This window comes from Aeromonas sp. 25-248 (assembly GCF_053005425.1).
Map to the genome: position 1 here is coordinate 78,567 of NZ_JBRKTB010000003.1, position 15,501 is coordinate 94,067.

At 63.5% G+C, this 15,501-nt stretch carries 3 protein-coding genes; 1 reads left to right on the forward strand and 2 read right to left on the reverse strand.

Annotated elements, in window-relative coordinates:
- Positions 1 to 46: 46 nt before the first annotated feature.
- Together ACVDHI_RS06830 and ACVDHI_RS06835 are read right to left on the reverse strand one after the other, a co-directional pair.
- Entirely contained in the window at positions 47 to 13,288 is a 13,242-nt protein-coding gene (locus ACVDHI_RS06830) for a retention module-containing protein (RefSeq protein WP_447211889.1), read from the reverse strand.
- A gap of 93 nt (positions 13,289 to 13,381) precedes the next feature.
- Positions 13,382 to 13,738 carry a hypothetical protein gene (locus tag ACVDHI_RS06835; RefSeq protein WP_146042864.1) on the reverse strand — a complete coding sequence of 119 codons (357 nt, stop codon included), beginning with the start codon at positions 13,736 to 13,738 and terminating at the stop codon, positions 13,382 to 13,384.
- Between the two features lie 286 nt (positions 13,739 to 14,024).
- On the opposite strand from ACVDHI_RS06835, the gene nrfA reads away from it, so the two are divergent.
- Entirely contained in the window at positions 14,025 to 15,467 is a 1,443-nt protein-coding gene (gene nrfA / locus ACVDHI_RS06840) for an ammonia-forming nitrite reductase cytochrome c552 subunit (RefSeq protein WP_447211890.1), read from the forward strand.
- Positions 15,468 to 15,501: the final 34 nt, after the last annotated feature.

Consider the following 15,501-nt stretch of genomic DNA (forward strand, 5'->3'; position numbering starts at 1 on the left):
AAAAAAAGAGCCGGCATTCGCCGGCTCTTTGCATCTTCTCACCCCATCAGGGGTGCTGGATGATCAGGCTGTGCTGATCCAGCATGGATTGCAGGATGTCGTGAGAGGAGGAGCCGCTCAGGTTCCAGCCACTCAGATCCACGTCCTTCAGGGTGATCTGCTGGGTGACATTGCCATCCCCCGCCGGGGAGACCGACAGGCTCACGTCACTCAGGCCATTGCCGGTGCTGGTCACCGATGCCTGGAGATGACCCAGCAGGCCATCCACGCTGTTGTCGGTCACCCCCTTGAGCAGGTCCGCCAGATCGATCCTGTCCCCCTCCTGGGGACGGAAGTCGGTGATGGTGTCTATCGCCGGAGAGGCCGTCGTCCCCTCGTCACCACTGCCCCACACGAAGAGATCGCTGCCGGCGCCGCCGGTCAGGATGTCGTTGCCCTGACCGCCCCGCAGCACATCATCCCCCATGCCACCCAGGAGGCGATCATTGCCGGAGGAGCCGAACAGCCAGTCCCCCTGATCCGAGCCCAGCAGATCGTGGCCGCTCTCGCTGTGGATGGTGATGGTCTCCGTGGCCGAGCTCAGGGTGCTGCCACCCAGGCTGGATTCGGCACTCAGGGTGAGGGCATGATCCCCCGCCGGCAGATCCTTGAGGTAGATGGGCACGGACTGGTCCATCGGCAGCAACCAGTCGTTGCCATCCGCGTGGCCGACGCTCTGGCCGTGCTCGTCCACCACCTGGGCGCTGCCGAGGTTCTGGATCCGCACCGACAGCTCACCCGGGGCCGGATTGACCACGCTGGCGCTGAGGTTGAGCGGCACCCAGGCCCCTTGCAACGCAAGGATATCGTGGGTGCCGACCCCCAGTTGGGGATCGTCCGGCTCGGCCGTCACCTGGATGGCAATCTGGGCGCTGTCGGTCAGGACGCCACCGGCGCCAGTATTGCCCTGATCCGAGGTGGTGATGCTCAGGTTGTCCTGACCCCAGAAGTCCCTGGCTGGCTCGTAGTGCAGGTTGCCTGCCAATAGGCCGTTGAGATCATCGAGCGACCCGACCAGGGTCACCACGCTGGTACCCGCCCCCTGCACCGAGACGGCGCCTGCCGCCCCCAGCAGGGTCAGCACACCGTGCTCCACCCGCAGCACCATGGAGATGGGCGCACTGCCCGCATCCACGTCCTTCACGCTGATCCCGGTGAGCGACAGGGAGCCATCCTCTTTCACCTGCAATGAGCCCGGCACCTGGGTGACAGGGGCATCATTGACTGGCTCGACCTCGATGGGCAGCACGTCGGTATCGCTCAGGGGGCCACCGCTGCCGGTGTTGCCAAGATCATTGGTCACCATGGTCAGGGCATCCTGGCCATTGAAGTCCTGCTCGCCCTGATAGGTCACGCCCCCTGCGAGCAAGGCATTGATGGCATCCTGGGAACCGCTCAGCACCAGGGTGTTGCTGCCGCTGCCGCTCACCGTCACGCCACTGCCCGCCGCCAGTTCCAGGGTGCCGTGCAGCACGGAGAGGGTGACCGAGAGGGGGCTGTTGCCCGCATCCACATCGCTCACCTGCAGCCCGTGAATGGTGAAGGGCTGATCTTCCTGCGCCACCTGGGGCGTCGTCGGCAGCTGGTTGACGGGGGCATCGTTGACCGGTTGTACCAGGATGGGCAGCACATCGGTGTCACTCAGGGCGCCACCGCTGCCGGTATTGCCCCGATCGTCCGTCACCATGGTCAAGGCGTCATTGCCATGGAAGTCCGGGTCGCCCTGATAGGTGACGCCGCCCGAGAGCAGGGCATTGAGATCCGCCAGGGTGCCGGTCAGCACCACATCGCCGGTGCCGTTGCCGGTCAGGGTCACGCCGCTCCCGGCCGGCAGGGTCAGGGTGCCGTGCTCCACCGAGAGGCGCACTTCCATGATGCCGTTGCCCGCATCCACGTCCTTGACCTGCAGACCCTGGATGACGAACGGCTCGTCCTCCTGGGCCACCAGGGGATCATCGGGCAGCACGTTGACGGGGGCGTCGTTGACCGGGCTCACATCGAGATGGATGGTGCCGTTCACTTCCGGGCCGAGGGCGCCGTTGTCCAGGCTCTGGGCCGTCACCTTGATCGCCATGGCGCCGTTGGCGTCGTTGGTCACGAGCTCCACCGCGTCGAGCTTGCCGCCATCCGTGGTGACCTGCCAGCGGCCACCGCCGAGATCCACCACGGTGCCGCTCACCCCGCTCGGCAGGCGGATTTCTGCCCCGTCCGGCACCCCTTCCAGGGTGACGCGCACCTGCTCGGGCCCGTTCTCGTGCACATTGCCGGCATTGCCGCCGGTGGCATGGGTATCCCGGGTTTCCACCCCCAGGTTCAGGGTGATCACATCCCCTTCGGTGCCGCTCGCCTGCTCCTGCATGTCGGTGATGACCGCATCCCCCACCGGATTGACGGTGACGGTGAAGCCCGCACTGGTTTCAAGGGGCAGGGTCAGCCCCTTGTCCAGGGTGAAGGCGCTCAGGGTCAGATCCACGGTGCCGCTGAAGTCCGCAGGCGGGATCAGGGTCAGCTTGGAGAAGTCGGTGCCCACAGGCACCTGCCACACCCCGCCGCCGTTGTTGACCGCCGGGGCGGACAGGGTGAAGCCATCCGGCACCCCCTTGATCTGCAACCCGACGATCTGCTCGGAGCCATCGTTGTCGATGAGACTGGCCCCCAGCCCCCCCAGGCTCACGCTGCCATCTTCCTGGCCCGTGACGTTCTGGACCGTGAGGTTGGCCGGATCGTTCACCGGCAGCACCTCGAAGTTCACGTTGCCGCTCCAGCTCCCCCGATCCGTGCCCGTGGTGGCGGTATCGAGAATATCCACCGTCACCGCCAGCGGCACCTTGCCGCTGAAGTGCTCCTTGGGCACGAACACCAGATCCTTGAGGTCCGCCGGGTCGTTCACCGTGAGGGTGGCGACCGGCTGGCCGTTCTTGTCGAGGAAGTGACCATATTGAGGATCCACGGTCACGACCACCCGCTCCACGGTCTCGAGACCGCCATCGGCCACCGAGGGGCTGATGTCAGCGAGCTTGACCGAGAGATCGAGGTGGATCTCGGTGTCTTCCAGATTGTCAGGCTGGCCGTCGCCGTTTATGTCCTTCACGTTCAGTTGCAGCTCGGGCAGGCCGTCCGCCCCGCCGTTGATGTCCACCTCCGGGGTGATGGAGAGGGTGACGTCCTTCTCCACCATCTTGGTGTCACCGCTCACGGTGTCGGTGTTGACCAGGCGCACATTGAAGTGCAGGCCGTCACCGGCATAGTCTTGCGGCAGGGTCAGGGTCAGGCGGTCGAGATCATCGAGGCCACCCGGCAACTTGATGAGGTACTCGCCGTTGACGAAGTCATAGGTGAGCCCCTGTACGTTGACGCCCGGAGGGAGACCTGTGATGACGATGCTGAGCTCGTCATCCCCGATGTCCGCCGTGCCCAGGGTCACCATCTGCTTGAGCTGACTGCCGAAGTTGACGCCGTGATCCTCCACCCCGGTGATGGGGGTACTGTTGTCAAAATCGACATCGGCGGCCACCTGACCCGAGTGGGTCGCGCCATGGAAGTCGGCGCTGGCGGTGATCTCCCGATAGGCCGGGGCGCTCACATCCCCCTCGTTGTTGTCACCAAGGTCGACCACCCTGGCGCTCACCTTGAAGGTGACGGTGCCGGTGAAGCCATCCGGCGAGCGCAAGGCGTAGCTGCCGAGGGCGTCATGGGGCACGGTCCAGTTGCCCTGGCCGTCGTTGATCCCCCCCACCACCACGAAGCCGGGGGGCAGATCGCTGATCACCAGGTAGTCGATGACCTCATCGCTGCTGGGGTCCAGATCCTCGAACACGAAGACGCCGTCCAGCGGGATGTCGTGCCCGTCCGGGCTCTCCAGCTGACCGGTCTGCACCAGGTTGCCATCGGGCTCCACCACCGCCTGGATATCCACATGCAGGGTGCCATCGATCACCTTCTGGGCAGTGGCGCTAGAGTCCACATCCACTTGTGTCACCGTGACATGGCTCTGGAGGGTGGTGTCCCTGTCGCTGTCCTCGGGCCCTCTCACCAGTAGCTGGCCACCGCCGAGCAGGCTCTGCAGCTCGGCGTCGCTCAACTCCACGGCGCCGCCGCTCACGGTCAGCTGGGTCTCGACCCCGCCCACGCGGATCCAGACTTCATACCCGGGTTCGATTCCGGAGAGGCTGAGGTGGGTCACCTTCTCGGCGCCGTCGGTCAGATCAGGTTGCCAGTCGAGGACGGTGAACTGATCCTCCAGGCCATGGCTGGTCTTGGCATAGTCGGTGGCGTCGATGGCCGGCTCCACCTTGATGGTGAGGGGCACGTCGAAGCTCTTGTGATCGCCGTCATTCTCGGTCACCACCACGTGGCCAACCAGGTGCAGATCGGCGGTGCTGTTGGGGGGCGGCTGGATCTGCAGGTTGCCAAGGCTGGTCACATCCACCTGATAGAGGGGATTGCCCTTGCCATCGAGCCCGGCGAAGGTCAGGGTCAGCTCCTTGCCACTGCCGTCGAATACCTTGGCCCCTTCCGGCAGCCCTTCCAGCACCAGGTTGAGGGTTTCCGAGTGATCGAGCGGGGTATCCGTCCACTCCCCCGAGGTGAGCTTGAAGTCCAGCGGTGCCCGGCCATCCTCCTGGATGGTGATGCTGTAGCCGTTGCCATCCTGGGTCCAGTCGGTGGTATTGAGATCGAAATGGGGTTCATCCACTACCCCCACCAGATCCACGTGCAGGCTCTGGCTGCCGGTCTCCTTCTCGTTCACCACAGTGTGGGTCTGGCCGCTGGCATCGGTCAGGATGGCGGTGTCCTTCACCACCCCCTTGATGGTGAGATCGAAATCGACGTTGCTGTTTTTGGGCGGCAGCAGCTTGAGGTCATTGATGCGGTCATAGGGCACCTCGTAGTAGCCGTTGGCATCCAGAGTGACCGCCACCCCACCCAGCAGCAAGGTGGCATCGGCGGGCAGGCCGCTGATGCGCACGAACAGCTGCTCGGAGCCATCCGTGGTGTCTCCCAGATGGGCGAGCCCAATCTTGCTGCCCAGATCGATCAGGGTATCTTCCTTGCCCTGGATCTCGCGCACCGTCAGCTTGGCGTCGTCCGCCAGCGGGTTTACGTTGACAATCACCTCCAGGGGATCGCCGAGGGCCGTCTCCTTGCCGGTCACCACCGGGGTCTTCTCCGTGCTCACCGGGGTCACAATGAGTTTGATGTCACCGCTGTAGTCCTTGCCGGGCACCACCGTCACCTTGTTGATGTCGCCACCAGCCACCGTATAGAGGCCGTTCGCCCCCGGGGTGAGCACCTTGCCGTTCAGGGTCAGCGTGCCCTGGCCGGACGCCCATTTGATCTGGTAGCTCAGGGTCTCGGAGCCGTCCGTATCGGTGAGACCCGCCTTGACGTTGAGGGCGATGCCGCTGCTGTCCTCGTCCGTGGTGTAGTGCTGGTGCGTGCTGCCCGCATCCCACAGGGGTTTGTCGGCAATGCCCTGCACCGTGATGTCCAGATTGCCGGTCAGCACCGGGGGCTTGCTCCCCTCGGTGACGCCTACCTGCAACTGCACCGGGAAGCGCAGCGCAGCACCTCCGTTGTTGTAGCTCGAGTAGTCGTGGTTTGGCACAAAAGTGACACCGGTGAGCTGGAACTTGTCATCGGTGTTGGCCACCGCCACCATGGCCGCGGGCGGCACCTCATACCAGGTCTTGCCCCCCTGGGTGATGGTGGTCAGTGCGACGCCGTTGAAATAGAAGGTGCCCTGGGCGTTGGCTGGCGCCTGGATAAGCAACTGCTCCACATGCTCGCCCCGATCGAAATCCCCCACATCCAGGTTCATGGTGATGGGGATCCCCTGGCCCGGATCGCTCGCCCCCGCATCCTCCTGGCCGGTGACGGCGCTCACGGTGAGCTTGCCCGCCTCGTCCCGGATGGTCAGGGTCAGAAGACCATCGTCGGTATCCCCGTCGCCATCCACCAGGTGGAAGCCTATCTGCTGTACCAGGGTGTTGTTGCTGTGATCGATGCCCGATTTGGCGGTGAAGCTGTAGTCACCCTCGGCATTGATCACCAGGGTGCCGATGATCTGCCCCGTGCCGTCTGTCACCGAGATGGTTGTGTTGCCCGTGGCGGCGATGGAGTGCTCGGTGCCATTGATGGTCACCGCTCTCACCACCGCATCATCCGCCCCCTCGCTGGCAGTGGCCAGCAGATCGCCGGTCACTTTCGCCCCTTCATTCAGGGTCTTGCTCGCGTCCACGGCCACGGGTACGTCATCCTGCACGCTCACATGACCGATCACTTCGGCGCTCAGATCCCCGTCACTGTCCCGTGCCTGCAATGGCAGCTGGATATCCAGCAGATCCTTGCCCTGGACGCTGTGATCCAGGTTGCCGGTCAGCTCGAAGGTGTAGCGGCCGGACACATCCAGGGTCAGCTTGAAGATGAGCTTGCCTGCGCTGTCCTTGCCAAGGTAGACACCCGGCTGGCTGTCTGCCCCAATGGTGACCGCCTTGCCCCCCGACGTCAGGGTATTGAGGGCGTTGAAGCGGGCTACATCCAGTTGCAGGGAAACCACCCGGTCACTCCCGGCGGCGATCGCCACCTGGCCGATGGCAACCTCTCCCGTGCCTGACGGGCTGGTGCCCCCATGCTGGCCACTGCCCCCGTTGAGGTCCGGCTCCTTGACGGTCACCCCCTCGATGGCGGTGATCACGGGATCCGCCGCATCGGTGATCACCGCCGTGGTGCTGCCGGTGATCACGCTGCCGTCGCTGTCGGTCACCTTGATCGGCAGGCTCAGGTTGAGCTTGTCGTCCGCCCCGTGATCCAGGTTGGTGTGTACCGTCACCTGGTAATCGAGGGTTGCCTGGGTGTGGGCTTCGATGCGCCCCGGCACATTGGGCAGGGTCACCGTCAGCACCAGGGTGCCGCTCGCAGTCACTGCCTGGAAGCTGTGGCCGTTGCTGCCCGCTACCTCTTGCCAGGTGAGGGTCTCGCCGTTGTGGGTGATGGCCTTGCCACTCCCATCCACGACTTGGCCCGAGAGGGTCAGCCGCACGTCCACCACGGGATCGGAGTCCGCCGTGATGGTCAGGGTGCCGGTGGCATGCTGATCATCGCCGGTCTGGTTGTTGGCGGCGCCATCGAAGCGCCCTTCGCTCAGGGTCACGCCGGTCAGGGTGAGGGTCGGTTTGTCCCCTTCCGAAATGCGGATGGTGAGGGTACCCGTGGTGCTGTCGTTGTTGCCGCTGCCCTTGTCGCTGTCGACAATATTGAGCTTGAACGGCAGGTCGGTGGCGTTGCCACCGCTCTGGTGAACCCCCTCGAACAGGGTCACCTTGTAGTCAAAGCCGTTGCTGGCGGCGTTGTCCAGCTTGCCCACCAGTTCGACCTGAAGCACCTCGACGCGCTGGCCATTGACTTCCACATAGCCCTTCAGCACCTGGTTGCCCGGGATGCTGGCATCGCCGTCTACCAGCTCGTATTTGACGCTCTGCCCCAACGCGGTCAGCGCTGGTTGCTCGCTGATGTCGGCAAACGACACCTCGCTCACCCGATCCGAGCCCGCATTGACCTGGAAGTGGCCGGTGCCGGTCAGGGTGTTGTGGCCGTCGAGCCCACGCTCATCCAGGCTCACTCCGCTGCCCGCCACGAAACCTGGCGCATGGCCGTCCTTGATGGTGAGCGGCAAGTCGGTGGAGACCCTGTCCCCATCCTTGTCGGTCAGGGTGACGGTGAGCGGCAGGTCGAGGGACTCGCTCCCCTGGTGATCCAGCTCGGCCCCCAGGGTCACCTTGGCGGTGACGCTCCAGTTGCCGTTGTTCTCAACGAGGCTCAGCTCGGCCCGCAGCACTTCGCGGCCGTCCGCGCTGGTCCCCACCAGCTCGCCGTTGGCATCCAGGGTGAAGGTCACCGGGCTGCCGTGGCTGCTGTACTTGCCATCCAGGCTCTGCTGAATGGCGGCGATATCGAATTTGAGGCTGCTCGTGTCGAGCGCATCAGCCCCGTGGCTCACGGTGAAGCTCATGTGGCTCACTACATCCTTCGCCCCCTGGTTCGCCTCCGTCATCTCGGTACCGGTCACGGCGCTGATGACTGGATTGGCCCCGTCGCCGATGGCAACGCTCAGGGTGGAGGAGACGGTGTCGCCGTCACTGTCGGTCAGGGTAAAGCCCGCCTTGAGCAGGCTGTCTGCACTCCCCTGATCCAGCGGCTGGTTCAGGGTAAAGACATAGTGACCGTTCTGATCCAGCGTCAACGTGAAGACGTTCTGGCCGTTGACGGCGCCGCTGATGCTGTTGCCGCTGATGGTGATGACCACGGGCTGGCCACCGCTGGTGAGCCCCTGCAGGCCGGGCTGGCTGGCATCGAATGCGATGTTGACCAGAGGGTCGGCCCCGGCGGTGATGGCCAGATCCCCGGTGAGGGTCTGGGCCGCGCTCCAGTCGCTGTCCTCCACCAGAGTGAGGGAGACGGGGTCGACCTGGGGCAGCACGCCGTCGGTGATATGAATATTGAGGGTGCCAAGGTTGCTCTTGTCCCCGTCAAAGTCGGTGCCTTGCACCTGCAGCCCCAGGTTGACGCTGTTGGTGCTGACCGGTTGATCCAGCACGCCGTCGAGCGCCACCTGGTACTTGCCATCCAGCCCCAGAGTCACGGTCAGAATGGTCTTGCCGCCCGCATCCAGCAGGGTGATGACATTCCCGTTGACCTGATAGTGGGTCGGCTGGCCGCCGCTGGTGAGGCCATTCAGGCCGGGCTGGTTCGCCTCGAAGTTGAGCGACACCAGGCGATCGCTGCCCACGCTCACCGGCAACTGGCCATCCAGGGTCTGGCCCGAGGCCCCTTCCTGCAAGGTGACCCCGCTGTCGATGCCAAGGTGAGGATCGGCGGCATCGGTCACATGGATGACGGTATCGCCCTTGCTGACGGTGCCATCGCTGTCCGTCACCTGCATGCCGACACGAATATCGAGCCTGTCGTTCGCGCCGTGATCCAGGTTGGTGTGAGTCACAACCTGATAATCGAAATCCACCTTGGTGTGTGCCGCGACGCTATCGGGCACATTGGGCAGGGTCACGCTCAGCACCAGGGTGCCGCTCGCAGTCACTGCCTGGAAGCTGTGGCCGTTGCTGCCCGGTACGACCTGCCAGGTGAGGGTCTCGCCATTGTGAGTGACGGGATTGCCGTTGATGTCCATGACCTGACCGCTCAGGACCAGGCGCACATCGACGATGGGATCGGAGTAGGCCTGTACCGTCACCTTGCCCGTGATGAACTGATCGTCGGCGGTCGCACCATTGGCGGCGCCATCGAAGCGCCCCTCGCTCAGGGTCACGCTGTCGATGGTCACCCCGTTGACGATCGGCCTGGCACCCTCGCTGATGGTGATGTCCAGAGTGCCCGTGGTGCTGTCGTTGTTGCCGCCCCCCTTGTCACTGTCAATGATGTCGAGTTTGAGGGGCAGACTCGTCTTTCCGTCCCCGCCGCTCTGGTGAACCCCCTCGAACAGGGTCACCTTGTAGTCAAAGCCGTTGCTGGCGGCATTGTCCAGCTTGCCCACCAGTTCGACCTGAAGCACCTCGACGCGCGCGCCGTTCACGTCCACATAACCCTTGAGGATCTGGTTGCCCGGAATGGCGGGATCCCCGTCCACCAGTTCGTATTTCACCTGCTGACCCAGTGCCATCAGGGGGGGCTGGGAAGCCGGATCGGCGAACGAGACCTGACTCACCCGATCCGACCCCGACTCCAGGGTAAAGTGTCCCGTTTCCGTCAGGGTGTTACTGCCATCGAGGCGGCTCTCGTTCAGATCTACCCCGCTGCCCGCCACGAAACTTGGCGCATGGCCGTCCTTGATGGTGAGCGGCAAATCGGTGGAGACCCTGTCTCCGTCCTTGTCGGTCAGGGTGACGGTGAGCGGCAGGTCGAGGGACTCGCTCCCCTGGTGATCCAGCTCGGCCCCCAGGGTCACCCTGGCGGTGACGCTCCAGTTGCCGTTGCTCTCCACCAAATCCAGCTCGGCCCGCAGCACTTCACGGCCGTCCGCGCTGGTCCCCACCAGCTCGCCGTTGGCATCCAGGGTGAAGGTCACCGGGCTGCCGTGGCTGCTGTACTTGCCATCCAGGCTGCCTTGAATGGCTGCGATATCGAACTTGAGGCTATCGGGCGCCAAGGCATCGGAACCGTGGTTCACGGTGAAGCTCATGGAGCTCACCACGGCGCCGTCCCCCTGGTTAGCCTCCGTCATCTCGGCGCCGGTCACGGCGCTGATGACCGGATTGGCACCGTCGCCGATGGCCACGCTCAGGGTGGAGGAGACTTTATCTCCGTCACTGTCGGTCAGGGTAAAGCCCGCCTTGAGCAGACTGTCTGCGCTCCCCTGATCCAGCGGCTGGTTCAAGGTAAAGACATAGTGACCGTTCTGATCCAGCGTCAACGTGAAGACGTTCTGGCCGTTGACGGCGCCGCTGATGCTGTTGCCGCTGATGGTGATGACCACGGGCTGGCCGCCGCTGGTGAGCCCTTGCAGGCCGGGCTGGCTGGCATCGAATGCGATGTTGACCAGGGGATCGGCCCCGGCGGTGATGGCCAGATCCCCGGTGAGGGTCTGGGCTGCGCTCCAGTCGCTGTCCTCCACCAGGGTGAGGGAGACGGGGTCGACCTGGGGCAGCACGCCGTCGGTGATATGGATATTGAGGGTGCCAAGGTTGCTCTTGTCCCCGTCAAAGTCGGTGCCCTGTACTTGCAGCCCCAGGTTGACGCTGTTGGTGCTGACCGGCTGATCCAGCACGCCGTCGAGCACCACCTGGTACTTGCCATCCAGCCCCAGGGTCACGGTCAGAATGGTCTTGCCGCCCGCATCCAGCAGGGTGATGACGTTGCCGTTGACCTGATAGTGGGTCGGCTGGCCGCCGCTGGTGAGGCCATTCAGGCCGGGCTGGTTCGCCTCGAAGTTGAGCGACACCAGGCGATCGCTGCCCACGCTCACCGGCAGCTGGCCATCCAGGGTCTGGCCAGAGGTCCCTTCCTGCAAGGTAACCCCACTGTCGATGCCAAGGCGGGGATCCACACCGTCGCTGATGGAGACAACCAGATTGGCGCGGGTCTCGTCGCCGTCTATCTCCTTGGCGGAAACGATGAGCCCGAGGGAGAGCTGGTCGCTGCCCTCATGGTCCAGAGGCCCATTGAGGGAGACGGTGACATTGCCGTCGATATCACTGCCATGTTGGCTAGCGGTCAGCTCGGCCTTCAGCACCTCGACCCGCTTGCCATTGCCATCCAGGTAATAACCCGTCAGCAGGCGATCACCGGTGAATTCGAAGGTCAAGGCGTGGCCGTCGCTGCTGATACCGCTGCCGTTGAGACGGGCCAGGGTTGCACTCTGATCCGCGAAGACGGCACTTGTTGCCACCAAGGGATCGGACTGATGGCCCACCACGAACTGGCTCTGTCCCACCACCGCCGCCGGATTGGTGAAATCATCCTCCGTGAGGCTGATGGGGGCGATGGTGAAGTCCGGCGGTGTGCTGTCCACCAGGTTGACGGTGAGATTGGCGCTCACCAGATCCCCGTCGCTGTCGCGGTACTCCAGGGCAAAGGGCAGGCTCAGGCTATCCTGGCCGTGATCCAGGCTCTGGTTCCAGACGATGCGATAGCTGCCGTCGTTGGCCAGGGTCAGGGTGAAGACGGTCACGCCCCCCGCGCTGGCGGTGAGGGTCTGGCCGCTGACCTGGTAGGCGAGCGCCGTCCCGTGGCTGGTCAAGCCAAGCTGATTGAGGGCACCTTGATCGGCGGCAAAACTCACCTGCAGGTTGCCATCAAGCCCGGCTCCGGTGTGCAGGGATCCGGTGGCACTCACCGGCCCCTTGGCGAGATCCGCCTCGGAGAGGGTCAGGGTATCGCTCTGACCGATGAGGGGAGCACCGTCAATAACCCGGTTGCCCGCCAGATCCGTCACCTCGGCGCGTACCTCGTAAGGGCCCTGGATGCTGGAGAGATCCAGGCCTCCCAGTTGCCAGCGGCCGTCACTGCCCACCAGGGCACTGCCGTTGAAGAGGGTCTGGCCATTCTGGCCAATCAGGGTGATGGTCACCCGCTGCCCCGCCTCCACGTCCGTGGTACTGCCGCTCAGGGTGACCTTGTCATGGCCGAGAATGCTGCCGGTATCGAGATCGTCGATGTCGATGGCGGCACGGGTATCCACCGTCACCGTCAGGGTGTCGCTGGCCCGGTTGCCCGCGATGTCCACCGCATCGACGCGAAAATCATGGGCGCCATCGGCCAGGGTATCGGGGATCTGATATTGCCAGTTGCCGTTGCCATCCACTGTGAGCACGGCCATCACCTTGCCTTCCAGGGTCAGGGTAACGGTAGCGCCAGGCTCCCCCTTCCCTTGCAGTAGCGGTGTGGTGTCGCGGGTCAGATCATCGGTCTGGCTGGTGCCGGTGTCGCTCTCGTCCGCCAAATCCAGGGTAATGGTGGTGATGGTGTCGAGCAGGGTCTGGCCGGTGTCGCTGGCCCGGTTGCCGGCCGCGTCCTGGGTATCGGCCTGGATGGTCAGGGGGCCGTCCACCAGTTTGCCGGTGACGTCGCCGAAGTTTGCCTCCCAGACGAAGCCGGGCAGCACCACTGTGGTGGTGGTCAGGCGGTTGCCATCCTGATCTATCAGGGTGACGGTGACGGTCTGGCCGACTTCCACATCCTCGACAAAGCCGCGGATGATGACGCCGGTCGCCTCGTCGGCATTGATGATGTTGTCGTCGGTCTGGGGCTCTGTGATGGTGATGGCCGCCAGCAGATCCTGATCTTCGGCATAGAGCGGCTCGTCGCCCGGCTGACGCGCCTCATGGCCGGTGTCAAACCCCGCCTCGGCCAGGGTGTACTCACTGTTGAGATCCACCACCACGAAACCGCCGGCGCTGGAGCCGACCACACCGCCAGCGGTGCCCGCGCCCGGATTACCGGCGGCCGTCTCTGCAAACAGCTCGGTTGGGTCGGCCCCCTGGCGGATCGCCTCCTGGAGGCTCGCCAGCTCGGCATCGGCACCGGCGGGCAGTGCCGCCTCGGGCTGGGCGGGCTCGGGACGTTCGCTGCCCGCCTCCGCCAGCTCCACCTGTCCGTCGGATTCGGTGAGCAGGCGCATCCCGGGCTCCAGTTGCATGCCAGGGGTCGCACGGCGCAAAGAGCCGTCCGCATCCATCACAAACACAGCGCCCTCCACCTTGGCAATAAGAGTCGGTTTATCGATTCGCAGCTCGGCCATATATCCTCCAACGGGTAAACACAGACTTCCCAGCACATGAAGCGTAAAGGGAAAGTCTCCGTGACAGGCGGCTATTTTACCGTCAATCACCCCCTATAACCCTTCGTCATTTTCGAAAATATCGAAAGTAAATGCCGCCAACCGTCCTATTAAATTCAATAACACGCTACCAGGCCGCAAATATGCTGGAATAAAGCCCTTAATTTCTCTTTTATAAAAATAGATGGCTCTCTTGGCACCCATTTCTACGACAGCTTCTGTCACAGAGCCCCTTGACAGGGGCCATGGGGATGGAAAACCGAAGCATCGCCCCTCCTTTTTCAAGCCAAAAATTGAATTTAAATTCAATAAAATCGGTTCACTCTCTCCCGTCATACGCTGTATCTGCCCGCAGCCTCTTGCCCTGCTCCCCTCGCCAGCATGATGAACATCGTTTTTACCTATTTTCATCAAAAGAGAACGGGTGGAAATAACCCTCGGATGAGGTTCAATAATTCCACCTGGATCGCACTTCTGGCATCCTTCATCCCCCTCAATTGATCTAGCGCAACTCTCACGGGGATAAATGATTATCCATTTTACCCATTTGGTATTATTCCCCCGAGCAATTGCATAAACACCGATTTATATGCAGCCATAACAATGGATCGGCCTGCCATGCCCGTCGATGATGAGCACAGATGTCCACACCAAGATGGAACGGTCAGGCCCGACATGGACTTTTTATCTGGGAGTGATGACCGTGGGTTCATATGACAAGCTATTTCGACCAGGGCTGGCGGCCCTGCTGCTGACCGCCCTGCTGGGTACAGGCAGTCTGGCACAGGCAGACGACAGTGCCCCCAAGGGCAAGATCGAGGCGCGCAGCGAGCTGTTCGCCAAGGATCACGCCGATCAGTTCACCAGTTGGAAAGGCACCAGCGAGAGCCGCGAGCGCACCGACGCCCTGGCGGAAGATCCGCAGATGGTGGTGCTCTGGGCCGGCTACCCCTTCTCCAAGGATTACAACAAGCCGCGCGGCCACTTCTATGCGCTGACCGACGTGCGGGAAACCCTGCGTACCGGCGCCCCCAAGACCGCCGAAGACGGTCCGCTGCCCATGGCCTGCTGGAGCTGCAAAGGCCCGGACGTGGCCCGCGTCATCGACGAGAAGGGTGAGGATGGCTACTTCAAGGGGATGTGGGCAAAAGGCGGACCGGAAATCGTCAACACCATCGGCTGCGCCGACTGCCACGACACCGCCTCGAAAGAGTTCAAGGAAGGGAAACCTGCCCTGCACCTCTCCCGTCCCTATGCCGACCGGGCCATGACCGCCATCGGCAAGCCGTTCAAGGAGCAGGGGCGCTTCGATCAGCAGTCCCAGGTGTGCGGCCAGTGCCACGTGGAGTACTACTTCAGCGGCCCCACCAAGGCGGTGAAATTCCCCTGGGACAAGGGCACCACAGTTGAGCAGATGGAGCAGTATTACGATGAAATAGGCTTTGCCGACTGGACCCATGCCCTCTCCAAGACCCCCATGCTCAAAGCCCAGCACCCCGAGTACGAGACCTGGCGCGCCGGCATTCACGGCCAGAACAACGTCGCCTGCGTCGACTGCCACATGCCCAAGGTGCAGAACGAACAGGGCAAGGTCTACACCGATCACAAGGTAGGCAACCCCTTCGATCGCTTCGATCAGACCTGCCGTAACTGCCACACCCAGAGCAAGGAGATGCTGCAAGGGGTGGTCAAGCAGCGCAAGGATGCCGTCACCGAGATCAAGCTCAAGGTCGAGAAGCAGCTGGTGCACGCCCACTTTGAAGCCAAGGCCGCCTGGGATGCCGGCGCCACCGAGGCCGAGATGAAGGACATTCTGCAGGACATCCGTCACGCCCAATGGCGCTGGGACTTCTCCATCGCCTCCCACGGGGTGCAGATGCACGCCCCGGAAGTGGCGCTGCGCATGCTGGGAACCGCCCTGGACAAGGCCGCCGACGCCCGCACCAAGCTGGCACGCCTGCTGGCCGCCAAGGGGATCAGCCACGAAATAGCCATTCCCGACATCTCCAGCAAGGAGAAGGCCCAGGCCGCCCTTGGCATGGACATGAAGCAGATGAACGCGGACAAGGCCCAGTTCCTCAAGACCACAGTGCCCGCCTGGGAAGCCGAGGCCAAAGCGGCCGGACGACTGGCGCAGTAATGGAGCGGGCGGGCACTCTAGTGCCCGCCACGGA